Origin of the sequence: Cypionkella aquatica, assembly GCF_030161095.1 — a bacterium.
Classification (GTDB): Bacteria; Pseudomonadota; Alphaproteobacteria; order Rhodobacterales; family Rhodobacteraceae; genus Cypionkella; species Cypionkella aquatica.
The window spans coordinates 317,264-342,103 of record NZ_BSPP01000011.1; the positions used below are offsets into that span (position 1 = coordinate 317,264).

The following is a 24,840-nucleotide window of genomic DNA, read 5'->3' on the forward strand; positions in this document are numbered from 1 at the left end:
ATGACAGCGCCAACTGTGAGCTCAATGAAATCAACGGGTTACGTGAAAATAAGAGTTAGGTCCCTAACTCATGCCCGAAGACTTCATGAAGTCTTATTCCCAAACAAAATCAACGTGTTGACTCGACCCGAACAGTTGGGTGCTGAACCCCCATACTACGTATGGGATGGCCCCACGCCAGGGTGGGCCACTCATCCCATGCGTAAGGGCTTGGCGCGCGGGCCGCCGTTACAGGTCTCCCACCCCCCCGATCCGACGACGGCGGCCCGTACCGCCAAGCACATGACCGCCGTCGTCTTCCACCAGGACCAGCCCCCCAAGACAGGAGAGCCATCATGGCTGCGACGACTCTGATCCCCAAATCCGACAGCGCAAGGTTTGAATTGCTGCCCGTCACCAGTTCAAGCCACCGCTGCATCCTCGCCCTCGATCTGGGCACCACGACCGGATGGGCCCTGCGCGGCCACGACGGTCTGATCACCAGTGGATCGGCGAGCTTCCGTCCCGGGCGCTTCGACGGCGGCGGCATGCGATACCTCCGCTTTACCAACTGGCTGGGAGAACTGGACCGTCTGTCTGGTCCCATCGCGGCCATCTGGTTCGAGGAGGTCCGTCGCCATGTCGCGACCGACGCCGCCCATGTCTATGGAGGGCTGATGGCCACGCTGACCGCATGGGCGGAACTGCGCGGCGTGCCCTACGAGGGTGTCCCGGTCGGCACCATCAAGCGCCACGCCACCGGCAAGGGCAATGCCGACAAGGACGCCATGATCGCCGCTGCCCGGGCACGCGGCTTCAGCCCTGCGGACGACAACGAGGCTGATGCCATCGCACTTCTGCTCTGGGCCATCGCAACGAATGGGGGTGTCGCATGAGGTGGCATCCCCATGGCTACGGCGGCCAGCGCCGCGACCCCGATCAGGTCAAGCGTGAGGGCTGGCACGAACAGGGCGTGCTGGCGGTGTCGGCCGACGATCAGCGTCTGACATGGCCGGAGCGCGAACTGGTCCGCCAACTTGGCGAGAAGCTCTACGGGCGACGCCCGATGGAAAAGGAGGTTCGGCATGGCTGACCGTATCTGGACGGCCGAGTGTGTGGCCGATCATTTCGAGGAAGCGTTCCGCACCCTCCGCAAGCTGCCGCCGGTGAGGGCGCAGGGGTTCTTCAACGCCTGGCCGCAGATCGTCCGCACCAGTCGCGAGATCGCCGCGATGGAGCCCGAGCCCATGCGGGTCTGGCCATCGGCCGCAGCCATCACCCGTCTGGAGCAGACCTCGGACTGGGTGCTGTGGATTGAGGAGGCCGAGCGCAAGCTCGTGTGGTCGCGCGCCGCCCGCGTCCCATGGAAACAGATCAGCGGTGAGCTGGGCTGCGACCGCACCACCGCGTGGCGACGCTGGCAGCTGGCGCTGACCAAGATCGCGGCGCGACTGAATGCGTGAGCGACTCCAATGTGTTGCAACACTTTTTCCTTCGACATCTGCAACATGTTCGTGCTATTCCAAAGGCAAGCTGGGGAGAGTGCGCCGAAGGGTTCACTCTCCCCTTTTCTTTTGGCCGGATGCAGTTGGATTTCGGGGTGGCTTCCGGGTCCGGGCGGGGTCCAACCGGCGTCCATCCCGCTAACCCACTGATTGCTGGTTCCTTCCGGGCGATATTCGTATGCTGGCGGGCGAAGCGCGGCACATCGCTAGCGACAGGGCCGGATTTTTGGGAAGCCAGCCGGAAGCCACCGCCGCCTGAACCCGCCTGAAACACTGCAAAATCAAACCCTTGAAGCTGGACACCCTTGGTGGCCGCTGGACCCCGCGTGGAGTCCAGTCTGGACCCCGGAGTCCGGAAGCCAGGGGTATCCACCCTGATCCAAGGAATGACCCGCCGATGACGCTGAGCTTTGCCCCGGATCGGATCGAGATGTGGCCGCTGGCCAAGCTCCAGCCCTACGCCCGCAATGCCAAGGCGCATGGCGCGGATCAGGTGGCGAAGATTGCCGCCAGCATGGCCGAGTTCGGCTGGACCGTGCCGTGCCTCGTGGGCGAAGACGGGGAGCTGATCGCAGGCCATGGGCGGGTTCTGGCGGCCACGCAGCTGGGGCTGACCGAAGCGCCGGTTATCGTGCTGGGTCATCTGACCGAGGCGCAGCGGCGGGCGTATCGGATCGCGGACAACAAGCTGACGGAACTCGGCACCTGGGACGAGGCGCTGCTCTCGGCGGAACTGAACGACCTGCTGGCCGAGGATTTCGATCTGTCGCTGGTCGGTTTCTCCGATGGCGAGTTGGACAAGCTCTTGGCCTTCGTGCCGGAGGGGGACGGGCAAGAAGGTGGCGGCGGTGGCTCAGTGCCGCCGTTGACCATCCCAGAACCGCCGCGCAACCCGGCATCACGGACCGGAGATCTGTGGATCCTTGGCGACCATCGCCTTCTTTGCGGTGACAGCACCAGCGCGGCCGACGTGCGCCGCCTGATGAATGGCGAGCGGGCGGTCCTGTTCGCGACAGACCCGCCGTATCTCGTCGACTATGACGGTTCGAACCATCCGACCCGCAACAAGGACTGGTCGGCGTCCTACGGCACGACGTGGGATGACAGTTCGCAGGGGGCCGAGCTCTACGACGGCTTCATCGCGGCCGCCGTCGCGGAAGCCATCGACGAGAATGCCGCCTGGTATTGCTGGCACGCCTCGCGTCGCCAGGCGATGCTGGAAGCCTGCTGGGAAAAGGCCGGGGTCTTCGTGCATCAGCAGATCATCTGGGTGAAGGACCGCGGGGTTCTTACCCGGTCGCACTACCTCTGGAAGCACGAGCCCTGTTTCATGGGCTGGCGCCGCCCGAACCGGCCACCGAAAGTGGCCGAAGAAACGCTGCCATCGACATGGGCGCTGCCCAACTTCGCCAAGGATGAACGCCCTGACCACCCGACGCCCAAACCGCTCGACGCCTTCGGAATCCCGATGCGCCAGCATGTGGCGCGGGGCGGCCTCTGCTACGAGCCCTTCTCGGGTTCAGGGTCACAGATCATGGCAGGCGAAGCTAATGGCCGTCGCGTCTTCGCGATGGAAATAAGCCCGGCCTACATCGATGTGGCCGTCGAACGCTGGCAATCCGACACCGGTCGCGAGGCAATTCTCGACGGCGATGGCAGGACCTTTGCGGGCGTGAAGGCCGAGCGGCTGGCCGAAACCCCGGCCGAACCTGAAACCCTCCCCGAAACCGCCGCGTGACATGCATGACCTGGCTTTACATTCCTCCGGACGCGGTTCCGGGACCGGAGACGCATGCCTCTTCGGCCTGTCCCTATGCTCTGGCGCCGGAGGACTCGACCTCGGACTCACAATCGCCATCCCCGGATATCGTGCTGTGGGCCATGTCGAACGGGAAACCTTCGCCGCAGCCACTCTCGTGGCGCGGATGGAAGACGCGTCCCTGGATCAGTCTGTTGTCTGGGACGACGTTGCCACCTTCGACGGCCGACCGTGGCGCGGCGCGGTGGACATCGTCACTGCGGGCTATCCGTGCCAGCCGTTCAGCGTCGCAGGCCGACGGCTCGGTTCCGAGGATCCACGCCACCTCTGGCCGCATGTCGCCCGCATCATCGGCGAAATCAAACCGCCCTTCGTGTTCCTCGAGAATGTCGCCCATCATCTGCGGCTCGGATTCCCCGAAGTCGCCAGCGGACTGGTCGGCATGGGCTACCGCCTTGCGGCAGGCCTCTTCACAGCGGCGGAAGTCGGCGCGCCCCACAAGCGCGAGCGGCTCTTCATCCTTGCCATCCGCGAGGGGGACGAGCTGGCCGACCCCGCGCGCCTGCTCTGGAACCCGGTCGAGTGGCGGGAACCGGACGGAATTGCTGCGCCTTTGGCCGACGCCTCGGGCCAGTGCCAACGAGAATCGGCAGACGAAGCCGACGCCCTCGCAGGAAGCGGGCCAGCACGGGATGAATCTGGCAACGACCGCAGCGCTTTGGCCGACGCCGCAGATCGACAGTTTCCGCAGCCGGGGTGGCGAGAGGAAAGACGAGAAAGGTCTGGACCGCATGGCGCGCGATTGGCCGACGCCGATGGCGAACGACGGCTGCAAGCCGAGCGCGGGCAACAGGCGGACAGCCGACCTGACCCATGCGGCCGGGATGTGGATGACGCCGACGGCGCGGGATCACAAGGACGGGGCGACGACATTGGCGAACACGCCGGTGAACGGCCTGCTTGGCCGCCAGGTCCTGGTGATGCCGATGGCTGGGAGCAATACCTGCGATGCGCGCCGGACCTTGAACCCGCTGTTCGTCGAGGCGCTGATGGGCTGGCCCACCGGGTGGACCGGCTTCGCCTCTGCGGCAACGGCGTGGTCCCCTTGGTTGCGGCGTATGCGCTGCGAACTTTGGCGGCTGAATTGCTGGCCGATGGATGAGGTGGCGGCATGAAGCAGTCCCGCCTCATGTCGCTGGTCGAGTCATTCGCCAACGTGCTCGTCGGCTATGGCGTCGCGGTCGTCACGCAGATCCTGATCTTTCCGATCTTTGGCCTGCACACGACGCTGGCGCAGAACCTGAAGATGGGCGCGGTGTTCACCGTGGTGAGCATCGCACGATCCTACATCCTGCGGCGGGTGTTCGAAAGGTTCCGTTGACGCGATGCGGGACGATCATCTATCCTAATCCTGCTGCGAATTCGGCTTCGGCCGATTTGAGTAAGCCAGCGGCTACTCTGACCTGAGGTCTTGTCCTGCAGGTTTCGCGGTCCGGCATGCGGAGCCACGGATCACCGGGCCTCGCGCGAGCAGGAGCTTCCAGCCGGGGAGCGTCCGTTACGGGCGTCGCGCATTCGCTTCTCACGAAGTCGAATGAAAGGACCCGTGTCATGGGATCTGTTAAACGTATCCGTCAGAGGAAGATGATGGCCCAAGGTGGCCGCTGCTACTATTGCGGCCTGCCAATGTGGGACGATGCTGTTGAAGCCGCATCTTCTCAACGAAACCAGAAAACGAGGCGGACATCAAAGGCGCTACGCTGCACCGCCGAGCATCTACACGCCCGCTCCGACGGTGGTCGCGACACTGATGAGAACATCGTTGCGGCCTGTTGGNGTACTGCAATAGCCAGCGCCATAAGCGGAAGCGCCCGCCCACGCCCGAAGAGCATCGCGTGTACGTCCAGAAGCGCATGGCAGCAGGAAAGTGGCTGCTAGCGCAGGTGTCATTGGTCGGTCTTACAGCGACACTGACGAGGCCATCGTAGATACAGGCCGCCGCCCGGTCGGGGCGGCGGCGTAGCGTTTCCGGCGTCTGGTCACGCGGCGGGAAGTCTGTAGACCCGCCCGCGCCCCTCGACCTTCTCCGAGGTCACCTCAAGCCCGAGCTTCTTTTTCAACGCCCCGGCCATGGCACCGCGCACCGTGTGACCAAGCCATCCGGTCGCGGCCATGATCTCCTCGATGGTCGCGCCGTCCGGCGCACGCAGCATGGCGATCAGCGTGGCTTGCTTGGTGCCCTCGCGCGGCGTGCGCGCCTTGGGCGTGGCTTCGGGCTCGGTGGTTGCGTCCGTCGCGGGCACATCGCTGGGCGCCTTGTCGCCGCCAGTGGGCGTGGTGTTCGCGCCCTCGGGCTCGATGCCAATGGCGGCGAGGCCTGCGTCGGTGGCAACCAGCGTGGTGCCGTGGCCTTCACCGGTTTCGCGCCACATGGGTTCGCCCTTGCGCAAGTCGGCGTCGACTTCTTCGAGGTAGCCCTTAGCGATCATCGCGCCGACCACCTTTGCGGCGGCACCGCCACGCAGGCTTTCGGGCAGCGGCAGGGCGATGTGATCAGGCCGCTGGGCGGCGGCGCTCAGGATCATGGCTTGGGTATCGGAAAGCTGGGTCATCCTCGTCTCCCGTATCGGGGCGCGCGGGATGCGGGCCCTTCTACGAGGCCAAGCCCGCCAGTCGGCGGGCGGGACCGGGAGCGGGTCACCTCACTCGGCGTGTTCGCCTTCGTGGAAGGCCATGTCGGTGATCTCGCGCAGCTTAGCGCGGTAGTGGTTGAGGGTGCCGACATGGCCCCAGTTGATCTCGTCGGGGCTGGTCTCGAAATGGTCCGCGCTGAAGGCGGCGAGCCGCTCCAGCATCGCGTCGATCTCGGTCTTGGCGGCGATGAAGGCGTCGAGGGCCTTGGAATTGTCAGTGGCGCGGCGGGTCATTCTGGTGGCTCCGTAGTGAGTTGCATCGTTTCGTTGGAGACACGTTCGCTCTGTCCGCGACGCTTATCAACGAGATAAGCGTATGAAAATGAATGATAATCGGAGCCACCAATGCAGGGCATGAGCGAGCGCCAGTACGCCGCGCATGTCGGCTTGTCTCGCGGCGCGATCCAGAAGGCGAAGACGGCTGAACGGCTTGTCCTCTATCCGGACGGCAGCATCAACGCGGCCGCCAGCGATGCCCAGCGAGCCGAGACGACGGACCCATCGAAGACGAGGAAGCCGCCCGCGCCGAAGCTGAAGCCCGTCCCCGAGGCGGCAGTGGCCGCTGTCGGCGATACGCTCCGCGAGCAGGGTCTGGCGGTGCCTGCGGTCGGGGGCGGCACAACCTACCTGCAGGCGAAAACCGCCAACGAGGTGCTGAAGGCGCAGGAACGTCGGATCCGGCTGCAGAAGCTGAAGGGGGAGTTGATCGAGCGGGCGCGCGCGCTGTCGCTGGTGTTTCGCCTGGCGCGGGAGGTGCGGGACGCTTGGGTGAACTGGCCTGCGCGGTCGTCGGCGCTGATGGCGGCGGAACTGGGCGTGGAGCCTGCCGCGATGCAGAAGGCCTTGGAAAAACATGTCCGTGCCCACCTCGACGAGCTTGCCGAGGTCCGGCCTGATTTCCGGTGACGATGATGGCCTGACGGATTTCGACGGCGCAGCAGAAATCCTGCGTACCTGGGGCGCGGGGCTAACGCCCGATCCGGACCTGACAGTGTCGCAATGGGCGGACAAGCATCGGATGTTGTCTGGCCGCGCTTCGGCTGAACCGGGGCGCTATCGGACGGCGCGTACACCTTACGTGCGCGAGATCATGGACCGGCTGTCGCCCGGCGACACGATGCAACGGATCGTGTTCATGAAGGCGGCGCAGGTCGGCGCGACCGAGGCTGGCAACAACTGGATCGGCTTTGCCATCCACCAGGCACCGGGGCCGATGCTGGCGGTCCAGCCGACCGTGGAACTGGCCAAGCGCAACTCGCGCCAGCGGATCGACCCGCTGATTGACGAAAGCCCGGACCTTCGGGAACGGGTAAAACCGGCGCGGTCGCGCGACGCGGGCAACACGATGCTGTCCAAGGAATTCGCGGGCGGCATCCTGATCATGACCGGGGCGAACTCGGCAGTCGGGCTGCGGTCCACCCCGGCGCGCTACATCTTCCTTGACGAGGTCGACGCCTATCCGGCTTCGGCCGACGAAGAAGGTGACCCCGTCACGCTGGCCGAGGCGAGGTCGCTGACATTCGCACATCGGCGCAAGGTGCTCCTGGTCTCGACGCCCACCATCCGGGGGCTAAGCCGGATCGAACGGGAATATGAGGCATCGGACCAGCGCCGGTTCTTCGTGCCGTGCCCGCATTGTGGCCATGACCAATGGCTGAAGTTCGACCGGCTGCGCTGGCAGAAGGGCAAGCCGGAAACGGCGGAATATCACTGCGAGGGCTGTGATCAGCCCATCGGCGAACATCACAAGACGGCGATGTTGGAGGCTGGCGAATGGCGGGCGACCGCCGTTGCCGCCGATCCGACCACGGTCGGTTATCACCTCTCGGCGCTTTACTCGCCGATCGGCTGGCTGAGTTGGGAGCGGATCGTGCGGTCATGGGAAACGGCCCAAGGGTCGGACGAGGCGATCAAGGCTTTCCGCAACACGATCCTTGGCGAGACATGGGTCGAAACCGGCGAGGCGCCGGACTGGCAGCGGCTCTACGACCGACGCGAGCGCTGGACATCCGGCACGGTGCCTGCGGGCGGGCTGTTCCTGACCGCCGGGGCCGATGTGCAGAAGGACCGGATCGAGGTTGATGTCTGGGCCTGGGGTCGCGGGCTGGAAAGCTGGCTGGTCGATCACATCGTGATCGAGGGCGGGCCGGATCGGCACGACGCGTGGTCGGAACTGACCGCGCTGCTGGACCGGTCCTGGCCGCACGAACGCGGCGCGCATCTGCGGATTGCCCGGCTTGCCATCGACACGGGTTATGAGGCCCCGGCGGTTTATTCCTGGTCTCGGGCGCAGGGGTTTGGGCAGGTATCGCCGGTCAAGGGCGTCGAGGGGTTCAACCGTTCGAGCCCGGTGTCGGGCCCGACCTTCGTCGACGCAACCGAGGGCGGAAAACGCCTGCGGCGCGGCGCGCGGCTTTGGACCGTGGCGGTGTCGACCTTCAAGGCCGAAACCTACCGCTTCCTGCGGCTGGAACGGCCGACCGAGGAAGACATGGCAGAGGGGGCGGCATTCCCGCCCGGCTCGGTGCATCTGCCGCAGTGGGTCGAGAACGAATGGCTGAAGCAGTTCGTGGCAGAGCAGCTGGTGACGGTGCGCACCAAGCGCGGCTTTGCCCGGCTGGAATGGCAGAAGCTGCGCGAACGGAATGAGGCGCTGGATTGCCGGGTCTATGCCCGTGCCGCCGTCTGGATCGCGGGCGCGGATCGCTGGACCGACGAGAAATGGCGCGATCTTGAGGATCAACTCGGGGTCGCGCCAACGGAAATCGCTGGCGCAGGGCGGGTCAACCGGCCGCAAGCCGCACCCCAGGGAAAACGGCAGTCGGACTGGCTTGGCCGACGCGGAGGATGGTTCTGACATGACCGACTGGACGGAGACAGAGCTGGCCGCATTGCGCCGGGCCTATGCCAGCGGCACGACCCGTGTCAGCTATGACGGCAAATCTGTCGACTACGGCTCGGCCGAGGATCTTCTGGGCCGCATCCGCACCATCGAACGCGCCATCGCCGGGACCGCGCGGCCGCTGCCGATTTCCGGGTTGGCGGGCTTCAGCCGTGGGGATCGCTGATGCCCGCGAACTGGATGGACCATGCCATTGCATCGGTCGCCCCGCGCATGGCGGCGCGGCGCGTGCTGGCACGGCAGGCGTTTGAAACCCTGACGCGGGGCTATGATGGCGCGTCGAAGGGGCGGCGGACGGACGGGTGGCGCGCGCCGGGATCGTCGGCCGATACCGAGATCGGCGTGGCAGGGGCGCTCTTGCGCGACCGGATGCGCGATCTGGTGCGCAACAATCCGCATGCGGCGAAGGCCGTGGCGGTGCTGGTGAACAACATCATCGGTTCGGGCATCATGCCCCGTGCTGCCAGTGGCGATGACAAGCTGGACCGCATGGTCGACGGGCTGTTCACCCGTTGGACGGCGGAGTGCGACGCCGATGGCCAGCTGGACTTCTATGGGCTTCAGACCTTGATCTGCCGTGAGATGGTCGAGGCGGGCGAGGTGCTGGTGCGCCGCCGCTTGCGGCGGGCGGGGGATGGTCTGGCGGTGCCGCTGCAATTGCAGGTGCTGGAGGCAGACTTTCTCGATGCCAGCAAGCGCGGCGATGCCAACTCGGCCCGCATTGTGCAGGGGATCGAGTTCGACCCAGTCGGCAAGCGCCGTGCCTATTGGCTCTACACGGACCATCCCGGCGATGCGCATGGTGCATTGCGCGGCGGGCTCGACAGCCGCCCGGTTCCTGCGACCGAGATCGCCCATGTCTATGAAAAGCAGCGCACGCAGGCGCGTGGCGTTCCCTGGGGCGCGCCGGTCATCCGCAGCTTGCGCGATCTCGACGACTATGAAGTGGCTGAACTGGTCCGCAAAAAGACCGAGGCCTGCGTCACCGCCATCGTCTTTGGCGATGACGAGTCCCAGCAGGGCATCGCACCCACCGTGGTCGATGCTGATGGAAACCGGGTCGAGCAGTTCGAACCGGGGCTCATTGCCTATGCGCGGGGTGGAAAGGACATCCGCTTCAACCAGCCATCGGCCACCGGCGGCTATGGCGAATACAAGCGGGCGAGCCTGCACACGATCTCGGCCGGGTTCCGCGTGCCTTATGAATTGCTGACCGGCGATCTCAGCCAGGTCAACTATTCCTCGATCCGGGCTGGGCTTGTCGAGTTCCGCCGCCAGATCGACGCCGTGCAATGGCAGCTGTTCATCCCGATGTTCTGTGCCCCAGTCTGGCGCTGGTTCACCGAGGCGGCATGGGCGGCGGGGCAGATACCGACACCAGACATACCGGTCGAATGGTCGCCGCCCAAGTTCGAAGCGGTCGATCCGCAGAAGGATGCGATGGCCAACCTGCTGTCGATCCGGTCAGGTACCATGACTTTGGCCGAGGTGATCGCCCGTCAAGGTCGCAACCCCGACGCGGTGCTGGCCGAGATCGCCGCGACCAATGCCAAGCTGGATGCGCTGGGGCTGGTGCTCGACAGCGACCCGCGCCGCGTAACCAAAACCGGCAGCGCGCAAACCAGTGACCCCGCCAGCGACCCAGCCGCCGACCCCGAAGACGACCCGGCGCAACCCAACGTCGCCCAACAGGACTGACCCCATGGATACGATGATCGAACTGCCGGCCATGCGCCGGACGGCGGAGCTTGCGCCGAACACGGCCGATGCGCAGGCCCGCACTGTCGAGGTGGTATGGTCGGCCGGGGCCCGCGTCCGCCGCGCCAGCTTCTTTGGTGAACCCTACGACGAGGAACTCAGCCTCGACCCCGCCCATGTGCGGCTGGAACGGCTGAACGCGGGCGCGCCTTTCCTGAAGGTGCACGAGTTGGGCGCGCTGGACGCCGTCATCGGCTCCGTCGTGCCCGGTTCGGCCCGCCTTGAAAACGGCCGTGGCATCGCACTGGTCCGGATCAGCGAACGCGACGATGTCGAGCCGATCTGGCGCGACATTCAGGCCGGGCACATCCGGGCGGTGTCTATCGGCTACCAGGTGCACCGCTTTGAGGTCTCCAAGCCCGATGGCGGCCGCGAGCTTTGGCGTGCGGTCGACTGGACGCCCTTCGAGGTTTCCGCCGTGCCGGTCGGAGCCGACCCCGCCGCCGGTTTCCGCGCCCAGCAATCCCTTCACGACTGCGTCCTTCATCGCCGGGACGCTTCCAACACCCGACAAGGAGCATCCCCGATGTCCGACCCGACCCCGACCCCGGCCGCAGCGGCCGCCGAACCCCATGCGACCGAGGAGACCCCGATGACCACCCCCACCAATCCTGCGGCCGAACCGCAGGCCCGCGCCGTCGAGACGCGCACCGTGCCGCAGACCGCCCCGACGACTCCGCCCGACACCGAAGCCATTGCCACCCGCGCCCGCGAGGGTGAACGCGACCGCGTCTCCACCATCTACGATCTCGCGGGCCGCCTGAACCTCGAGCGCGGCTTTGCCGAGGATCTGGTCAAGCGCGGCGTCACCGTCGATGAATCCCGCCGCCTGATCCTCGACCAGGTCGCCGCGAAATCGGACGAGACCCGCACCTTCCCGCATGTCTCGATCCCGCTCGGCGGTCGGGACGAACGCGTGACCCGCCGCGACGCCGTGGCCAACGCGCTGCTGCACCGCTACAGCCCGACGCTGTTCCAGCTGGACGACTCTGCCCGCCAATACCGCGGCATGTCGCTCCTGGAACTGGCGCGCGAAAGCCTGACCAATGCGGGCGTCAACACGCGCGGTCTGTCGCGCGACGAGGTGGCGACGCGGTCGCTGCATTCCACCTCCGACTTCCCGGAAATCCTGTCGGCCGTCACCAACAAGACGCTGCGCCAGGCCTACGAGACCTATCCCCGCACCTTCATGCTGTTCTGCCGCCAGGTGCTGGCCACCGACTTCAAGGCGATGAATCGGGTGCAACTGGGCGAGGCACCCCAGCTGCTGGAGGTCGGCGAAAGTGGCGAGTTCAAGCGCGGCACGCTCGGTGAGAGCAAGGAAAGCTACAAGGTCAAGACCTATGGCCGCGTGGTCGCCATCACCCGCCAGACCCTGATCAACGACGATCTGGATGCCTTCACCCGCATTCCTGCGATGTATGGCAACTCGATCGCACAACTGGAAAGCGATGTGGTCTGGGGCATCATCACCGCCAACCCGGCGATGGCGGACGGCAACGCGCTGTTCCACACCACCCACAAGAACCTAGCCGGGACCGGCACGGCGCTTGCCGTCGATGCGGTGGGGGCGGCCCGGGCGGCGATGGCGCTGCAGACCGGCTTCGACAAGAAGACCGTGCTGAACATCCGCCCCGCCTTCCTGATCGTGCCCGCGGCCCTCGAACTGAAGGCCGAACAGTTGGTGGCGCAGAACCTCGTGCCCGCCGACAGCACCAAGGTGGTGCCGCAGTCAATCCGGACGCTCTCGCCGATCAGCGAGCCCCGGCTCGATGCTGCCAGCGCCACCTCTTGGTATCTGGCGGCCAGCCCGAACCAGATCGACACCATCGAGTATGCCTATCTGGAGGGCCAGCAGGGTGCCTATATCGAGACCCGCAACGGCTTCGACGTCGACGGAGTCGAGATCAAGTGCCGCCTCGACTTCGGCGCCAAGGCCATCGACTGGCGGGGTCTCTACAAGAACCCGGGCGCGTAACCTACACCAGATGTTGAAACCCGACATGCGGGCGGTCCTGGCGGGCCGCCTTTCGTCTTTCCACAAGGATCCTCCCCATGAAAAACTACGTGCAACCGGGCAACACCATCACTCTGCCCGCCCCATATGCCGTCACCTCGGGCGATGGCCTGCTCGTCGGTGCCATCTTCGGCGTCGCCGCAGGCACCGCCGCCCTTGGTGAAGCGGTCGAAACCGCTGTCGAAGGCGTCTACGATCTGAAGAAGGTGGCCTCGCAGGCTTGGGCCGCCGGTGACAAGATCTACTGGGACAACACCGCCAAGCAGACCACCAAGACCCTGACGTCGAACACGCTGATCGGCGTGGCGACCGAGGCTGTGGCGGGCGGGGCCACCGATCTGATCGGCCGCGTACGACTGAACGGCGCGTTCTGATGTCTGCCTTCGCCGCCGCCGTCGGCGCGCTTTTCGCCGATCCGAACATGGGGCGGGACGCGGTCTACACCTCGGACGGCGGCGTGCCCATTCTGGTGCGCGTCGTCGCCCGGCGTGCGGATGCCGTCACAGACTTTGGCGACGCGCGACTGTGGTCGGAAACCACGCGCGTCGACCTGCGCGTGGCCGAAGTGCCAAACCCACGCCCCGGCGACCGGATCGAGATTGATGGCGACGCCTTCCTCATTCAGGGCGAGCCCGTCCGTGATCGCGAACGGCTGGTCTGGACCGTGGATTTGCGCCCCGCATGAAACTGAAACTCGCCATCGATCCAGACATCGTCGCCCTGATGGCGGCCGAAGTCGCCGCCGGGGAACGCGCCGTCACCGCCGCTATGCGGGAGGCTGGGACCGGCCTGAAATCCGCCTGGCGCACACAGATCACGGGTGCGGGGCTGGGCACGCGCCTTGCCAACTCGATCCGCTCTGCCAGCTTTCCGAAATCCGGCGAAAGCCTGAACGCGGCTGCACTGGTCTGGTCAAACGCCCCGGTGATCATCGGTGCGCATGACACCGGCCCGCTGATCCGCTCGAAGAACGGGTTTTGGCTGGCCATCCCGACGCCAGCGGCAGGCAAGTCCACCCGAGGCGGCAGGATCACCCCCGGAGAATGGGAACGCCGCACCGGCATTCGACTGCAGTTCATCTATCGCCGCCGGGGACCGAGCCTGCTGGTGGCCGAAGGGCGACTGAACACCAAGGGTCGCGCCGTGGCGTCCCGGTCGAAAACCGGCCGTGGTGTCGTCACCGCACCGATCTTCCTGCTGCTGCCGCAGGTCAAGCTGCCGAAGCGGCTGGATCTCACGCGGGACGCCGAGCGGGCGCACGACGCCGTACCGGCGCTGATTGTGGCGAACTGGGAAGGGAGACGACTGTTGTGAACCCGCCAGAATGGACCGAACTGTCGGTCGCTGGGGTCGCCCACCTTCTTGCCTTTTGTCTTCGTGGTTCGTGGAAGTCAAAATTTAGGGCTTGCAACACCAGATCAACTGAATGACCATCTTTGGAACACAAAATGCTGATTTGAGGGATGGTATGGGTAGCACTGGCTCTGGAAGCTTTTCGGACTATCCCGGCTCGCGCCCTAAAGAGGGAGGTCAAGGAGCCGGTGGTGGCGGCGCCAGTGGGGAAGATCGCTGCGCCCGGGCATTCTCCTGCGCCCTCGAAGAGGTAGAGCAGTGTGACTACTTTTCGGCAAACGGCGGCGTTCCTCCGGCTAACATGGCGCTATCCATTGAGCAGCGCGGCAGGTTATTTGCAGTCGACGCGGGCGGCCAAACCGTGGGAGCGCTGCCTACCGGGTTCAACTACTTGGCAGACTGCATGGCTGCGGGTTTCACTTATGAGGGGCGCGTCAACTCCTCTAGATCGGCTCCAGTTGCATCTGTCAGCGTGGATTTTGCGCCGCGGATACCATGAGCCGCAATCACGACCTTCTGGTGGTCGGCGAGGTCTACGTTGATTTCACCCTGCCCAAGGTGGGGGCAGAAAGCAAGTTACGGCTCGGTGGCATCGTTCACGCGGCCCGCGGGCTTTGGGCAATAGACGCGAGCTTTTCTGTCGCCGCAGTATGCCCCGGCTATCTGGTCGATCAGGCACGCGCCTACCTCGAACGATTGGGGTGCAGCGAATTCATTTGGATGGCAGAGGTCAAGGGCGCACCCAATGTGATGGCGATTGGTGACCCGACCGAACTCGCGGACCAAGCCTATCAAGACATCCTGAGAGGCGAAAGATCCGTCGGGTATCGCGGCGAAGTTGACGTTCTAAAGGCGTACAAGAACTGTCTGATCTTCCCTGGAAAATACGATCTCACAGTGCTGCGATCCCTACTTGCAGAGGATATTCAGGCAAGCTTCGATATCGCCTATGATCTTCCAGACCTTCAGTTGCTCTCATCGTTTAAAGGAAATCTTGTCTCCATAATTACTTCCACTTCGTCTCCGATGTTCCTGGAGAAAGCATCAGAGGATATGTCCAGCTTGCTGGATGATCTCCGCGAGCTGTCGCCGCAGGCGATACTGTTGAAAGAAAACCGCGGCGGCAGCCGCGTGTTCGATCTGCTCACCGATGACATAGACGAGGTTCCGGCGCTTCTCGGCGAAACAGTCAACTCAGTCGGTGTCGGTGATGTTTATTCAGCGGTTTTCTCGTCTACGCTGGATGCGGGCGTTTTTGATGCCGGATGGAAGGCCGCACGCGCTGCCACCTGCTACGCCCACACGACCTACCCGGATGACTTCAAAAGAGATGTTCAGCGCAGCTTGGCGCTCTCCGTCGATCAGATGCGCGGCCTAGGCGGCACGGTGCTGCCCTGGCACGTGAGACCAGCCTTTCAGATATACTTCGCTGCTCCCGATTTTTCCTACATCGACCGGACGCACCTCGAAGAGGCACTTCGGGCGCTCGCTTACCATAATTTTCGGCTCCGCAGACCAGTACAAGAGAACGGAGAGCTACTTCCGCAAAGCTCGATGCATGAGATGCGCGCCGCATATCTGGGTGATTTAAGCCTTCTTGAGGAGTGTGATCTTGTTTTCGCACTGCCTCTGGGGCGCGATCCAGGCACACTCGTTGAAATCGGACTGGCCCTCACGCTAAAGAAGCCAGTCATCACTTACGATCCCCTCAATGAAAATGCCAACACAATGGTCATAGCGGGTAGCACGGTCTATTCGGACAAGCTCGATAGCTGCCTGAACGGCCTCTTCGAAACCATGTCGAAACTGAGGGCGACGCGCCTATGAAACAGGCTGTTGTCATGGTCTCCGGTGGACTCGATTCGACGACGGTCTGCTATCTGCTGGTCAGCGAGGGGACGGAAGTTCATCCGATCTTCTTCGACTACGGACAACACTGTGCCGAGACCGAATGGGCGAAGGTACAGGAGGTCCTTCCGCAGGAAGCGATGCTGCCAGAACGTCTGAATATCTCGGATATCTTTAGGGGCTCGCCATCACGGATGATCGTGGAGGCAGACCTTTGGAAGGAAGCCGTCTCTGATGATGACCTATACCTTCCGTACCGGACGATGCTGTTCTTCGCTGTGGCCGCGGCTCGTGCCCAGACGCTGAAAATCCTCAATGTGTATTCGGGCTTCATCAACAGCAATCATGCCAAGGAAATCGACTGCAGCACCGCCTTCATGAACGGTCTTGAAGAGCTTTCTCGTGGCGTCGGTGCTGTGCGTTTCCATGCTCCCTTCCGCGAGAAGACTAAAGCCGAAGTCGTTCGACAAGCGCTGCAGCTTGGCGTACCCATCGGCCGAACCTTCTCCTGTCAAGCCTCAAGTTCGTTTCCTTGCGGGGCCTGCCCAAACTGCGTAGAGCGGCTGAAAGCCTTGGCAGAAGCTGGCAATACGTGAATGGAAACAAGAAAAATGGCGGAACACCTGAACTACTCCGACGCCCTTTACGCAGCGAGGCGCGTTGCGGACCACGCTGTCCGGACAGGCATTCTGGCATCTCGCGCCTCATGCAGGCCGGTGTATCATCATATGGGTGCGGTACTTGCTGACTCGGTATTACAGGCCGGTCTGAATTACGCGAAAGTCGTGAAGCCCCGGATCGCTTCCATTCTGAGATCGTTTCCGCACGCCATTAGTATTGATATCTTGATCGGCGTGATCGAACAGGAGGGAAGTCCCAAATTCCTGCAATGGGAGCATAGGGAAAAGGTTTCACGCTTTGATAATCTGATTGCCTTTATGGCCGAAGCTGAAATTCAGAGCACATGTGATCTCGGCAAGGCCTTGCGGGACGAAAGCTTTCGAGTGGATATCCGGCGTGTGAGAGGAATCGGCCCAAAAACAGTTGATTACATGGCTTGCCTGGTTGGGGTAGATTGCATAGCGGTTGACCGTCATATCCGGGGGTTTGCTGAGGTCGCAGGATTGGAAGACGATAGCTACGATTATCTGCGTGAAGTGTTCAGCTTTGCAGCGGACCTCTTGGCTATCTCTCGGCGTGAATTTGATGCGAGTATCTGGCGCTATCAGTCAGAACAAAACACTCGACAGCTTTCGCTCGCGTTCATGCAATAGCCCTCAGTGGTTTTGCCTGACTAAGATCGCTGTTGGGGTCAAAACGACCTCAACCTTCGGAAATCAGTATGCCCACGCCCCGTGAAACCATCCTCGCCGCGCTGCACGCGCGGTTTTCGGCGTTGCCCGCCACCGCCCTGCGCGGTGATGTGTTGCCCGAGCGCGTGCCCGCCGCAGGTCTCCTGATCCTGCGCGACGGTGAGCCCGGCGAGCCCGAGGTCACGCTGTCGCCTCTGCGCTACCACTACCAGCACCGGGCCGAGATTGAGGCGGTCGTGCAGGGCGCGACCCGTGACGCCGCCTTCGACACGCTCTGCGCCAGCATCGGCGCGGCGATTGGCGCCGACCGGACGCTGGGCGGACTTTGCGACTGGGTCGAGGCGGCAGCGCCGCGCCCGGTCGATCTGCCGGTCGAGGGTGCCGCCAGCCTCAAGGCGGCCGTGATCCCAGTGGTCCTGCACTATTCCACGGCCGACCCGCTGGCCTGACCCAACTCACGATAGGAGAACACGATGGCACGAGCCCATGGGGCGCGGGCGCAGATGGCGCTTGCGTTCGAGACCGTCTATGGCACCGCGCCCGCCTCGGGCTATCGCACGGTGCCCTTTGCCAGCACCACGCTCGGCTCCGAACAGCCGCTGATCGCCTCGGAACTGCTGGGCCAGGGGCGCGATCCCTTGGCTCCGATCAAGGACGCGGTCACCGCCGATGGCGATGTCGTGGTCCCGATCGACGTCGAGAACCTCGGGTTGTGGCTGAAGGCGGCCTTCGGCGCGCCGGTCACCTCCGGCACGACGCCCAAGACCCACACCTTCCAGTCCGGCAACTGGACGCTGCCCAGCCTCGCCATCGAAACTGCGATGCCCGAGGTGCCGCGCTACGCCATGTACACGGGCTGCGTCTGCGATCAGCTTTCGTGGCAGATGGCGCGGTCGGGCCTGCTGACCGCGACTGCCCGGCTGGTGGCGCAGGGCGAGAGCGTCGCGGCGGCCACTGCCGCTGGCACGCCGACGTCACTGGCCCTGCAGCGGTTCGGCCATTTCAACGGGGCGATCACGCGCAACGGCTCGCCGCTCGGCAACGTCATCTCGGCAGAGGTGACCTATTCCAACGGTCTGGACCGGATCGAGACCATCCGCTCGGACGGCCGGATCGAAGGTGCAGACCCCGGCATGGCCGCGCTGACAGGTCGTGTCGAGGTCCGTTTCGCCGACAGCACGCTGATCACGCAGGCCATCGACGGCACGCCTTGCGAGTTGGTCTTTGCCTGGAGCCTCGGGGCCAACGCCAGCTTCACCTTCACCGCGCATGCCGTCTACCTGCCGCGCCCCCGGATCGAGATCCCGGGCCCGCAAGGCATCCAGGCCACCTTCGACTGGCAGGCCGCCAAAGCTGTCACCCCCGCCCGCATGTGCACCGCCGTCCTCGTCAACACCGTTGTGAGTTACTGACCATGATCAGACTGAACCTGACTACATCCCCTTCGTGGCTGACCCTCGCCACCGGCCTTCGCCTGAAGGTCGCGCCGCTGACCACTGCCTTGATGGTTTCTGCCCGCGCCGACCCCGCCATCGAAGCCCTTCCGGACACCGCAACCCAAGAAGAACTGGCGCTTGCCATGGCCAAGGCCGTCGCCCGTCGCGCGGTGCTGGATTGGGAAGGCATCGGCGATGACGCGGGCAATATCGTGCCCGTCAGCCCCGAAGGCGTCGATGCCCTTCTGGAAATCTGGCCGGTCTTCGAGGCGTTCCAGACCCAATACGTCGCCAAGGGCCTGATCCTGGACGCGGAAAAAAACGTCTCCGCGCCCTTGCCGAATGGTCCTTCGGCGGGGGCGACCGCTACTGCGCGGCCTGCACACCCTGCGAGGGCCGCGGGGCCATCTGCCCCGACTGTCCCGCAAGACTGAACCGCCCAAAGACGCAGGAGGGCTGGCAGGTCTGGGATATGGTCGGCCGACTTGGGGGCCAGCTGCGGGTGATCCCCGGCGCAGTACTTGGCTGGGACATGGGAGCGGCGATGGCGATGGCGAACGCCCTCGGGATCGACGCCCTGATCGCTGCCGAACTGCTGCCCGAGATCGAGGCGGTGATGGTGCGCAAGCTGAACGAACAGATCGGAGACGGCCATGGCTGAGAAAAGGGTCTCTGTCCGGCTGGTCGCCGAAGGCGGCCGCCAGGTTCGGGCCGAGCTGGAAGGGATCGGCGAGGCCGGTTCGCGGGGGTTTGGCCGCCTGTCCTCCGAAATGGAACTGGCCAACGCTCGCCTCTCAAGCTTCGCCCGCAAGGCCGGGATCGCACTGGCAGCGGTCACGGCAGCCGCAGCCGCTGCGGGTGTGGCGATGGTCCGCTCGGGGCTCGACGTCATCGGCGCGCAGGCGGACATGGCCGCTTCCCTCAAGACCACGGTCGAGAGCTTGCAGGTGCTGACATGGGCCGGAGAATTGGCCGGTGTTTCGATGGGCGAGATCGAACAGGCCACCAAGAAACTGACCACGCGGCTGTCCGAAGCGGCGGCCGGATCGGGCTCGGCGGTGGCGGCACTGCAGCGGCTGAACCTGACAGCCGCCGAACTACAGGCCTTGCCGCTCGACCAGCGCATCGTCGCCATTCAGGAGGCATTGAATCAGTTCGTTCCTGAAGCCGAGCGTGCCGCCGTGGCCTCTGACCTCTTCGGGGACCGGGCCGCACTGGCCTTCCTGCGCATCGACGCCGCCACTCTGCGGGAGGCGGCACAGGACGTGCAGGATTTCGGGGTGGCGGTCAGCGCAAGCGATGCCGCGCAGATCGAACGCACTGGCGATGCCATCGCCAAGCTGAGCCTGATCTGGCTTGGCCTGACCAACCGCCTGACCGCTGCCGTCGCCCCGGCGCTGGAGACGGTGGCGAACGCTCTGGCCGATATGGCGCGCGGCACCGGGCCCATCGGCGGCGCGATCACGGCGGTCTTCGACAACCTCGCACGCCTTGCTACCTATGCCGCGACATTCGCCGCCTTCATGGCGGGTCGCTGGGTGGCCGGGTTGGCAGTGGCGGCCTTGTCCGTGCGTGGCCTTGCCACGGCGCTGGTCTTCCTGCGCGGGGCGCTGATCCGGACCGGGATCGGCGCGCTGATCGTTGGCGCGGGGGAACTGGTCTATCAGTTCTCGCAACTTGTCACCCGTGTCGGCGGCGTGGGCGAGGCCTTTCGGCTGCTGGGCGACCTGGCGTCCGAAGTCTGGTCGCGCATCGGCCTGGCGCTCGACGCCGCATTTGCCAACATGGCTGCTGGCTGGGAGGGGTTGAAGGCGGCCGGGCTCTCGGCCCTCGAGGGCACCATCGCGGGCGTGGTCAGCTTCGGCGACCGGACCGCCGCCATTTTTCAAGGGGCCTATGATGCGGCGGTGGCAATCTGGGGCAGTCTGCCCGGCGCCATCGGTGATTTTGCCTTCCAGGCGGCGAACGGTCTGATTTCCGGGGTGGAGGCGATGCTGAACGGCGTCGTCACGCGCATCAACAATTTCATCAACGGATTGAACGCCGCGTTGGACCTGCTGCCAGACTGGGCGGTCGGCGAAGGCGGGGTGCGGATCGGCACGCTGGATCCATTAGAATTGGGCCGGATCGGCAACCCGTTCGAGGGGGCGGCGACGGCCGCTGGCGCTGCCGCGGCCGATGCCTTCTCGGCAGCGCTATCCCGGACCTACCTCGAGCCGCCCGACCTCGGGCTTGGCGCGATGGCTGAAGATGCCCGCGCCCGCGCGGATGGCTATCGCGAGGCCGCAAGCATGTTGGCCGATGCCGCCGGGCGTCCGCTGGCCAGTTGGCAGGCCTTGCGCGCTGCGGTGACCGGCACCGGATCGGAGGCTGAAATGGCGTTGGCAGATGCCGCCAGTTCGGCAGATGCCCTGAACACCGAGATGGACGACACCGCGACCGCTGCCGGAAGTGCGGGCGCTGCCGCGCGCGACGCTGGGGCCGACGCTGCCGCAGGGGCCGACCAGGCCGCGACCGGCTGGGGCGCGGTGACTGCCGCGCTCGCCGACTATGCTGCCAAGGCGCGCAACATCGGCGGCGATATCGGTCAGGCGCTGGTCGGGGCCTTCGCCTCGGCCGAGAATGCAGTCGGCGAGTTCGTCAAGACCGGCAAGCTCGACTTCCGCGATCTGGTGACGTCGATGATCGCCGATCTGGCCAAGCTGGCGGCACGGCGCTTCATTCTCGGGCCGATCGCCAACGCCCTGTCCGAAGCCCTTGGCGGTGCGGGCGGGATATTCGCCAACATACTGCATTCGGGTGGCATGGTCGGATCGCCGGGCCCCGGTCGTATGGTTCCTGCGCTGGCCTTTGCCAATGCCCCGCGCATGCATGCGGGCGGATGGGCCGGGATCAAGCCAGACGAGGTTCCGCCAATCGCGCACGCAGGTGGCGAGCGACATCGCCCGCGCCGTGTCGCTGGGTCGGAGGGGTATGTGATGGCGTTTCACGAGGTCAGGTTCCCCGACAACATCAGCCGCGGGGCGCGCGGGGGGCCGGAACGGCGCACGCAAGTGGTGGAACTGGCGTCTGGCGACGAGGAGCGCAACGCCAGCTGGGCGAACAGCCGACGCCGCTATGATGTGGCCTACGGCATCCGCCGCGCCGACGATCTGGCGGCGGTCGTGGCCTTCTTCGAAGCCCGCAACGCCCGCCTGCATGGCTTTCGCTACAAGGATTGGGCCGACTACAAATCCTGCCTGCCGTCGCAGGCGGTGGCCCCAACCGACCAGCCCATCGGTACTGGCAATGGTGCTGTCACCACCTTCGCCCTGTTGAAGCGCTACACCTCCGGCGCGCAAAGCTGGACCCGCGCCATTGCCAAGCCGGTAGCAGGGACTGTCCGTCTTGCCCTGAACGGCGTCGAGCAGATGACCGGCTGGAGCGTCAACACCACCACCGGGAGCGTCACCTTCACCACTGCCCCCGGCGCGGGCGTCGCAATCACGGCAGGCTTCGAATTCGACGTCCCCGTCCGCTTCGACACCGACATGCTCGACGTCACCCTCGACCTCGAGCGGCTCGGGTCCATCACATCCATTCCGCTGCTGGAGATCCGGCGATGAACGAAGAAACCGGCTTTGTCGCCGCTGTGCTGCGTGACCTGGCGACCTCAACCGCCGTCATCCTGGCGGCCTGGGGCGCGCTTGGCGGGGCGACCAACGCCCTGACCACTCGGATGCGGCTGCGCGATGCCCTGCGCCACATCCTGCTCGGCGGTCTGATCGCGGCGGGGATGGGCAGCCTGTCCATGGCGGTGATTACCGCCTGGCTCGGCCTGCCATCGCAGGCGATCCCGGCCGGGGGTGCGGCGGGCTCCGCCGCCTATCTCGTCGGCGTCTTCGGCCCCGCCTTCATTGAAGTCGTGCTCGCCCGACTGCGCAGCGGCAAGGGGGGCAACCCCGATGCATGAACTGCTCCGCCTTGCGCGCGCCATCCGCTGCGATGCCGCCGACCCGGCACAGGCCTTGAGCCATCGACTGCGCATCGGCCTGCTGGTCGCCGCCTTCATACTGATCCTTTCCTCCATCTTCGGGTGATCCCATGCACATGACAGACCGGGGCCTGCTGGCCCTCGTCCGGCACGAAGGACTCGTGCCCGGACCCTACCTTGATGTGAAGAGCGTCTGGACCTTCGGCATCGGCCACACCGCTGCCGCCGGTCCGCCCGATTCGGCACGGTTGCCGCGCGGCATGCCTGCTGATCTCGATGCAGGGATCCGCGAGGCGTTCCGGATCTTCCGCAGCGACATCGTGGCCTACGAGGCCGAGGTGCTGCGCGCGGTGAAGGTGCCGCTGGAACCGCACGAGTTCGATGCGCTGGTATCGTTCCACTACAACACCGGCGGCATCGCGAAAGCGTCGCTGACCCGCCACCTGAACACGGGCAACCGCGCCGCCGCCGCGCAGGGCTTGATGGGCTGGCTTCGACCCGCCGCGATCCGCATGCGTCGCGAGGCCGAACGCGATCTGTTCCGCGATGGCCGCTATCCGACCGGCACCATCCCGGTCTGGGCGGTGGATCGCAACGGGCGGGTGGATTTCTCGCGACCAGTCCGGCGACTGACAGAGGCAGAGGCGCTGGTATTTCTGCGCCCGACGAGCCAGCCGGTGCCGTTGCCCGTGCCGCTGCCGGTACCGATCCAACCATCTGCCGCCCCGTCGTGGTGGCAGCGGCTGATGGAATTTCTCAAAGGAAAGGCAACATCATGAACTGGAACCTTGCACGTGGGCTGGTCTATCTGGCCTGTCTTGCTGCCTCCGGGCTGGCCATGGCCGGGCTGGCGGATTTCGATCTGGTGACCGGCAGCTTCGATCTGCGGCCCTTCAACCTCTACGCGCTGACCGGCACCGCCGGAGGCGTGATTTCCTCGGCGCTGGCCTCGGTCGCCCTGTGGCGCGGCTGGGGGCAGAAGTGAAGGCTCTCCCGCCCGCGCTTCAGGCCCATCTCGACGAGGGCACGACGACGCTGGCCTGGTGCTGGCGAATTGTGCGGGCCGATGGGGTGACGCTCGGTTTCACCGACCACGACTGGACTCTGACGTTCGACGGCACCGATTTCGAGCCAGAGAGCGGCTTTGCGGCCTCCGAGGTGCGGTCAGGGTCCGACCTCTCCGTGGATGCGCAGGATGCCCAAGGCGTGTTGTCCTCCGACCGTATCACCGAGACCGATATCCTCGACGGCCGCTGGGACAATGCGGCGGTCGAGGTCTGGCGCGTGAACTGGGCAGCGACCTCCCAGCGCGTGCTGTTGCGGCGGGGTGCCATCGGCCAGATCCGGCGGGGACGGCTGGAGTTCGTGGCCGAGGTGCGATCGCTGGCCCATGTCCTCGGCCAAACCGTCGGGCGGACGTTTCAGGCGACATGCGATGCCGCCCTTGGCGACGCGCGCTGCGGGGTCAATCTCGAGGCCCCTGCCTTCAAGGGCACCGGGGCGATCATCGACCTGCTGCGCGACCGCGCCTTTACCGCCTCTGGTCTCGGTGGTTTCACGTCCGGCTGGTTCACCTTCGGCACCCTCGACTGGACGAGTGGGGCCAATGCTGGCCGACAGGCCGAGGTATTGTCGCACGACCTCGTCGATGGCGTTGCCGTCCTGACCCTGCTGGAAGCCCCGGTGCGCGCCATCGCAGGGACCGTCACGTTCACCATCCGCGCCGGGTGCGACAAGCGCATCACGACCTGCGGCACGAAGTTCGCCAATGTCGCCAACTTCCGGGGCTTTCCCAATATTCCCGGCCAGGATGCCGTCCTGCGCTATGCCACCACCGATGGCGGCCACGAGGGTGCGGTGCTGTGACGCCTGCCAATCCCGATCTGATCATCGCCGCCGCCAGGTCGTGGCTCGGCACGCCCTACCACGACCAAGCCAGCCTCAAGCGCGTCGGCTGCGATTGCCTTGGCCTCGCGCGCGGCGTCTGGCGCGAGGTTGTGGGGCCTGAGCCTTTCCCGATTCCGCCCTACAGCCGGGACTGGGGCGAGAGTGGCCCGCGCGAGGTGCTGGCCGATGGCGCGCGCCGCATGATGCCGGAAATCGCACCCGTGGATGCCCCGCCCGGCGCACTGATCCTGTTCCGCATGATGCCGCGTGCCATTGCCAAGCATGTCGGCATCCTGACCGGCGCCGACACCTTCCTCCATGCCTACGAGCGGCTCGGCGTGATCGAGGAACCGCTGACCCCGACGTGGCGACGCCGGATCGCCTTCGCTTTCCTCTTTCCCCAACGCTGAGAGTTTT

30 protein-coding genes and 2 pseudogenes are annotated in these 24,840 nt (G+C 65.3%); 30 read left to right on the top strand and 2 right to left on the bottom strand.

Features of this window, described 5'->3' with window-relative positions; translation table 11 throughout:
• Positions 1-335 precede the first annotated feature (335 nt).
• The 7 genes and pseudogenes from QQJ98_RS16945 to QQJ98_RS16975 all read left to right on the top strand — a co-directional run bounded on the left by QQJ98_RS16945 (position 336) and on the right by QQJ98_RS16975 (position 4,624).
• Positions 336-875, top strand: coding sequence for a crossover junction endodeoxyribonuclease RuvC (locus QQJ98_RS16945; RefSeq protein WP_284326546.1), 540 nt, complete (start codon positions 336-338; stop codon positions 873-875).
• Positions 872-1,072: a hypothetical protein gene (locus QQJ98_RS16950; protein ID WP_284326547.1), complete on the top strand. Its 201-nt coding sequence runs from the start codon at positions 872-874 to the stop codon at positions 1,070-1,072. The genes QQJ98_RS16945 and QQJ98_RS16950 overlap by 4 nt, the downstream gene beginning before the upstream one ends.
• The gene (locus QQJ98_RS16955; RefSeq protein WP_284326548.1) at positions 1,065-1,442 is read left to right on the top strand and encodes a DUF6362 family protein; all 378 of its coding nucleotides are present in this window, start codon (positions 1,065-1,067) and stop codon (positions 1,440-1,442) included. The genes QQJ98_RS16950 and QQJ98_RS16955 overlap by 8 nt, the downstream gene beginning before the upstream one ends.
• Before the next feature lie 439 nt (positions 1,443-1,881).
• Entirely contained in the window at positions 1,882-3,222 is a 1,341-nt protein-coding gene (locus QQJ98_RS16960; protein ID WP_284326549.1) for a site-specific DNA-methyltransferase, read from the top strand.
• Between the two features lies 1 nt (position 3,223).
• Positions 3,224-3,730: pseudogene (locus tag QQJ98_RS16965) on the top strand (DNA cytosine methyltransferase); the annotation flags it as partial.
• 205 nt (positions 3,731-3,935) lie between these two features.
• The gene (locus QQJ98_RS16970) at positions 3,936-4,418 is read left to right on the top strand and encodes a hypothetical protein (protein WP_284326598.1); all 483 of its coding nucleotides are present in this window, start codon (positions 3,936-3,938) and stop codon (positions 4,416-4,418) included.
• A complete protein-coding gene (locus QQJ98_RS16975) occupies positions 4,415-4,624 on the top strand; it encodes a DUF7220 family protein (protein ID WP_284326550.1) in 210 nt (69 codons plus the stop codon). The genes QQJ98_RS16970 and QQJ98_RS16975 overlap by 4 nt, the downstream gene beginning before the upstream one ends.
• Positions 4,625-5,282: 658 nt before the next feature.
• Here QQJ98_RS16975 and QQJ98_RS16980 read toward each other — a convergent pair.
• Entirely contained in the window at positions 5,283-5,855 is a 573-nt protein-coding gene (locus QQJ98_RS16980; RefSeq protein ID WP_284326551.1) for a DUF3489 domain-containing protein, read from the bottom strand.
• A 90-nt stretch (positions 5,856-5,945) separates the two neighbouring features.
• The gene (locus QQJ98_RS16985) at positions 5,946-6,170 is read right to left on the bottom strand and encodes a hypothetical protein (protein WP_284326552.1); all 225 of its coding nucleotides are present in this window, start codon (positions 6,168-6,170) and stop codon (positions 5,946-5,948) included.
• Positions 6,171-6,281: 111 nt separating this feature from the next.
• On the opposite strand from QQJ98_RS16985, the gene QQJ98_RS16990 reads away from it, so the two are divergent.
• From QQJ98_RS16990 to QQJ98_RS17100, 23 genes and pseudogenes are all read left to right on the top strand, one after another.
• Positions 6,282-6,842, top strand: a complete 561-nt coding sequence (locus tag QQJ98_RS16990) for a hypothetical protein (protein WP_284326553.1) — start codon at positions 6,282-6,284, stop codon at positions 6,840-6,842.
• Complete coding sequence (locus tag QQJ98_RS16995; protein ID WP_284326554.1) at positions 6,790-8,793, top strand: phage terminase large subunit family protein; 2,004 nt, start codon at positions 6,790-6,792, stop codon at positions 8,791-8,793. The genes QQJ98_RS16990 and QQJ98_RS16995 overlap by 53 nt, the downstream gene beginning before the upstream one ends.
• A gap of 1 nt (position 8,794) precedes the next feature.
• Positions 8,795-9,004 (top strand): phage head-tail joining protein, encoded by a 210-nt coding sequence (locus QQJ98_RS17000; protein WP_284326555.1) that lies wholly within the window; start codon positions 8,795-8,797, stop codon positions 9,002-9,004.
• Entirely contained in the window at positions 9,004-10,536 is a 1,533-nt protein-coding gene (locus tag QQJ98_RS17005; protein ID WP_284326556.1) for a phage portal protein, read from the top strand. The genes QQJ98_RS17000 and QQJ98_RS17005 overlap by 1 nt, the downstream gene beginning before the upstream one ends.
• 4 nt (positions 10,537-10,540) lie before the next feature.
• On the top strand, positions 10,541-12,574 hold the full coding sequence (locus QQJ98_RS17010; RefSeq protein WP_284326557.1) for a prohead protease/major capsid protein fusion protein: 2,034 nt from the start codon (positions 10,541-10,543) through the stop codon (positions 12,572-12,574).
• 77 nt (positions 12,575-12,651) lie between these two features.
• Positions 12,652-12,987, top strand: coding sequence for a DUF2190 family protein (locus tag QQJ98_RS17015; protein ID WP_284326558.1), 336 nt, complete (start codon positions 12,652-12,654; stop codon positions 12,985-12,987).
• Positions 12,987-13,298 (top strand): head-tail joining protein, encoded by a 312-nt coding sequence (locus tag QQJ98_RS17020; protein WP_284326559.1) that lies wholly within the window; start codon positions 12,987-12,989, stop codon positions 13,296-13,298. The genes QQJ98_RS17015 and QQJ98_RS17020 overlap by 1 nt, the downstream gene beginning before the upstream one ends.
• Entirely contained in the window at positions 13,295-13,927 is a 633-nt protein-coding gene (locus QQJ98_RS17025; protein WP_284326560.1) for a DUF6441 family protein, read from the top strand. The genes QQJ98_RS17020 and QQJ98_RS17025 overlap by 4 nt, the downstream gene beginning before the upstream one ends.
• 534 nt (positions 13,928-14,461) lie before the next feature.
• On the top strand, positions 14,462-15,793 hold the full coding sequence (locus QQJ98_RS17030) for a nucleoside 2-deoxyribosyltransferase (protein ID WP_284326561.1): 1,332 nt from the start codon (positions 14,462-14,464) through the stop codon (positions 15,791-15,793).
• Positions 15,790-16,410 (top strand): 7-cyano-7-deazaguanine synthase, encoded by a 621-nt coding sequence (locus tag QQJ98_RS17035; RefSeq protein ID WP_284326562.1) that lies wholly within the window; start codon positions 15,790-15,792, stop codon positions 16,408-16,410. The genes QQJ98_RS17030 and QQJ98_RS17035 overlap by 4 nt, the downstream gene beginning before the upstream one ends.
• Before the next feature lie 15 nt (positions 16,411-16,425).
• Positions 16,426-17,088: a DUF8548 family protein gene (locus QQJ98_RS17040; RefSeq protein WP_284326563.1), complete on the top strand. Its 663-nt coding sequence runs from the start codon at positions 16,426-16,428 to the stop codon at positions 17,086-17,088.
• Positions 17,089-17,156: 68 nt separating this feature from the next.
• On the top strand, positions 17,157-17,576 hold the full coding sequence (locus QQJ98_RS17045; RefSeq protein ID WP_284326564.1) for an acyl-CoA transferase: 420 nt from the start codon (positions 17,157-17,159) through the stop codon (positions 17,574-17,576).
• Between the two features lie 24 nt (positions 17,577-17,600).
• Positions 17,601-18,539: a phage tail tube protein gene (locus QQJ98_RS17050; RefSeq protein WP_284326565.1), complete on the top strand. Its 939-nt coding sequence runs from the start codon at positions 17,601-17,603 to the stop codon at positions 18,537-18,539.
• A 2-nt stretch (positions 18,540-18,541) separates the two neighbouring features.
• Positions 18,542-18,997, top strand: a complete 456-nt coding sequence (locus QQJ98_RS17055; protein ID WP_284326566.1) for a hypothetical protein — start codon at positions 18,542-18,544, stop codon at positions 18,995-18,997.
• Between the two features lie 38 nt (positions 18,998-19,035).
• Positions 19,036-19,224 carry a DUF7697 family protein gene (locus QQJ98_RS17060; protein WP_284326567.1) on the top strand — a complete coding sequence of 63 codons (189 nt, stop codon included), beginning with the start codon at positions 19,036-19,038 and terminating at the stop codon, positions 19,222-19,224.
• Positions 19,217-21,542: pseudogene (locus QQJ98_RS17065) on the top strand (phage tail tape measure C-terminal domain-containing protein). The gene QQJ98_RS17060 and the pseudogene QQJ98_RS17065 overlap by 8 nt, the downstream one beginning before the upstream one ends.
• Positions 21,542-22,168, top strand: a complete 627-nt coding sequence (locus QQJ98_RS17070; RefSeq protein ID WP_284326568.1) for a phage distal tail protein, Rcc01695 family — start codon at positions 21,542-21,544, stop codon at positions 22,166-22,168. Before QQJ98_RS17065 ends, QQJ98_RS17070 begins: the two are co-directional and overlap by 1 nt.
• Positions 22,165-22,515, top strand: coding sequence for a hypothetical protein (locus QQJ98_RS17075; RefSeq protein WP_284326569.1), 351 nt, complete (start codon positions 22,165-22,167; stop codon positions 22,513-22,515). The genes QQJ98_RS17070 and QQJ98_RS17075 overlap by 4 nt, the downstream gene beginning before the upstream one ends.
• Complete coding sequence (locus QQJ98_RS17080) at positions 22,508-22,642, top strand: hypothetical protein (RefSeq protein ID WP_284326570.1); 135 nt, start codon at positions 22,508-22,510, stop codon at positions 22,640-22,642. Before QQJ98_RS17075 ends, QQJ98_RS17080 begins: the two co-directional genes overlap by 8 nt.
• A gap of 4 nt (positions 22,643-22,646) precedes the next feature.
• Positions 22,647-23,315, top strand: a complete 669-nt coding sequence (locus QQJ98_RS17085) for a lysozyme (protein ID WP_284326571.1) — start codon at positions 22,647-22,649, stop codon at positions 23,313-23,315.
• Positions 23,312-23,521: a hypothetical protein gene (locus QQJ98_RS17090; protein ID WP_284326572.1), complete on the top strand. Its 210-nt coding sequence runs from the start codon at positions 23,312-23,314 to the stop codon at positions 23,519-23,521. The genes QQJ98_RS17085 and QQJ98_RS17090 overlap by 4 nt, the downstream gene beginning before the upstream one ends.
• Positions 23,518-24,402 carry a DUF2163 domain-containing protein gene (locus tag QQJ98_RS17095; protein ID WP_284326573.1) on the top strand — a complete coding sequence of 295 codons (885 nt, stop codon included), beginning with the start codon at positions 23,518-23,520 and terminating at the stop codon, positions 24,400-24,402. Before QQJ98_RS17090 ends, QQJ98_RS17095 begins: the two co-directional genes overlap by 4 nt.
• On the top strand, positions 24,399-24,833 hold the full coding sequence (locus QQJ98_RS17100) for an NlpC/P60 family protein (protein WP_284326574.1): 435 nt from the start codon (positions 24,399-24,401) through the stop codon (positions 24,831-24,833). The genes QQJ98_RS17095 and QQJ98_RS17100 overlap by 4 nt, the downstream gene beginning before the upstream one ends.
• Positions 24,834-24,840 lie beyond the last annotated feature (7 nt).

What these genes read in the sequence shown, in the direction of transcription:
- QQJ98_RS16945 (WP_284326546.1), top strand. Translation starts at nt 336, where the DNA reads ATGGCTGCGACGACTCTGATCCCCAAATCCGACAGCGCAAGGTTTGAA.
- QQJ98_RS16950 (WP_284326547.1), top strand. Translation starts at nt 872, where the DNA reads ATGAGGTGGCATCCCCATGGCTACGGCGGCCAGCGCCGCGACCCCGAT.
- QQJ98_RS16955 (WP_284326548.1), top strand. Translation starts at nt 1,065, where the DNA reads ATGGCTGACCGTATCTGGACGGCCGAGTGTGTGGCCGATCATTTCGAG.
- QQJ98_RS16960 (WP_284326549.1), top strand. Translation starts at nt 1,882, where the DNA reads ATGACGCTGAGCTTTGCCCCGGATCGGATCGAGATGTGGCCGCTGGCC.
- QQJ98_RS16970 (WP_284326598.1), top strand. Translation starts at nt 3,936, where the DNA reads ATGAATCTGGCAACGACCGCAGCGCTTTGGCCGACGCCGCAGATCGAC.
- QQJ98_RS16975 (WP_284326550.1), top strand. Translation starts at nt 4,415, where the DNA reads ATGAAGCAGTCCCGCCTCATGTCGCTGGTCGAGTCATTCGCCAACGTG.
- QQJ98_RS16980 (WP_284326551.1), bottom strand. Translation starts at nt 5,855, where the DNA reads ATGACCCAGCTTTCCGATACCCAAGCCATGATCCTGAGCGCCGCCGCC.
- QQJ98_RS16985 (WP_284326552.1), bottom strand. Translation starts at nt 6,170, where the DNA reads ATGACCCGCCGCGCCACTGACAATTCCAAGGCCCTCGACGCCTTCATC.
- QQJ98_RS16990 (WP_284326553.1), top strand. Translation starts at nt 6,282, where the DNA reads ATGCAGGGCATGAGCGAGCGCCAGTACGCCGCGCATGTCGGCTTGTCT.
- QQJ98_RS16995 (WP_284326554.1), top strand. Translation starts at nt 6,790, where the DNA reads ATGTCCGTGCCCACCTCGACGAGCTTGCCGAGGTCCGGCCTGATTTCC.
- QQJ98_RS17000 (WP_284326555.1), top strand. Translation starts at nt 8,795, where the DNA reads ATGACCGACTGGACGGAGACAGAGCTGGCCGCATTGCGCCGGGCCTAT.
- QQJ98_RS17005 (WP_284326556.1), top strand. Translation starts at nt 9,004, where the DNA reads ATGCCCGCGAACTGGATGGACCATGCCATTGCATCGGTCGCCCCGCGC.
- QQJ98_RS17010 (WP_284326557.1), top strand. Translation starts at nt 10,541, where the DNA reads ATGGATACGATGATCGAACTGCCGGCCATGCGCCGGACGGCGGAGCTT.
- QQJ98_RS17015 (WP_284326558.1), top strand. Translation starts at nt 12,652, where the DNA reads ATGAAAAACTACGTGCAACCGGGCAACACCATCACTCTGCCCGCCCCA.
- QQJ98_RS17020 (WP_284326559.1), top strand. Translation starts at nt 12,987, where the DNA reads ATGTCTGCCTTCGCCGCCGCCGTCGGCGCGCTTTTCGCCGATCCGAAC.
- QQJ98_RS17025 (WP_284326560.1), top strand. Translation starts at nt 13,295, where the DNA reads ATGAAACTGAAACTCGCCATCGATCCAGACATCGTCGCCCTGATGGCG.
- QQJ98_RS17030 (WP_284326561.1), top strand. Translation starts at nt 14,462, where the DNA reads ATGAGCCGCAATCACGACCTTCTGGTGGTCGGCGAGGTCTACGTTGAT.
- QQJ98_RS17035 (WP_284326562.1), top strand. Translation starts at nt 15,790, where the DNA reads ATGAAACAGGCTGTTGTCATGGTCTCCGGTGGACTCGATTCGACGACG.
- QQJ98_RS17040 (WP_284326563.1), top strand. Translation starts at nt 16,426, where the DNA reads ATGGCGGAACACCTGAACTACTCCGACGCCCTTTACGCAGCGAGGCGC.
- QQJ98_RS17045 (WP_284326564.1), top strand. Translation starts at nt 17,157, where the DNA reads ATGCCCACGCCCCGTGAAACCATCCTCGCCGCGCTGCACGCGCGGTTT.
- QQJ98_RS17050 (WP_284326565.1), top strand. Translation starts at nt 17,601, where the DNA reads ATGGCACGAGCCCATGGGGCGCGGGCGCAGATGGCGCTTGCGTTCGAG.
- QQJ98_RS17055 (WP_284326566.1), top strand. Translation starts at nt 18,542, where the DNA reads ATGATCAGACTGAACCTGACTACATCCCCTTCGTGGCTGACCCTCGCC.
- QQJ98_RS17060 (WP_284326567.1), top strand. Translation starts at nt 19,036, where the DNA reads ATGGTCGGCCGACTTGGGGGCCAGCTGCGGGTGATCCCCGGCGCAGTA.
- QQJ98_RS17070 (WP_284326568.1), top strand. Translation starts at nt 21,542, where the DNA reads ATGGCGTTTCACGAGGTCAGGTTCCCCGACAACATCAGCCGCGGGGCG.
- QQJ98_RS17075 (WP_284326569.1), top strand. Translation starts at nt 22,165, where the DNA reads ATGAACGAAGAAACCGGCTTTGTCGCCGCTGTGCTGCGTGACCTGGCG.
- QQJ98_RS17080 (WP_284326570.1), top strand. Translation starts at nt 22,508, where the DNA reads ATGCATGAACTGCTCCGCCTTGCGCGCGCCATCCGCTGCGATGCCGCC.
- QQJ98_RS17085 (WP_284326571.1), top strand. Translation starts at nt 22,647, where the DNA reads ATGCACATGACAGACCGGGGCCTGCTGGCCCTCGTCCGGCACGAAGGA.
- QQJ98_RS17090 (WP_284326572.1), top strand. Translation starts at nt 23,312, where the DNA reads ATGAACTGGAACCTTGCACGTGGGCTGGTCTATCTGGCCTGTCTTGCT.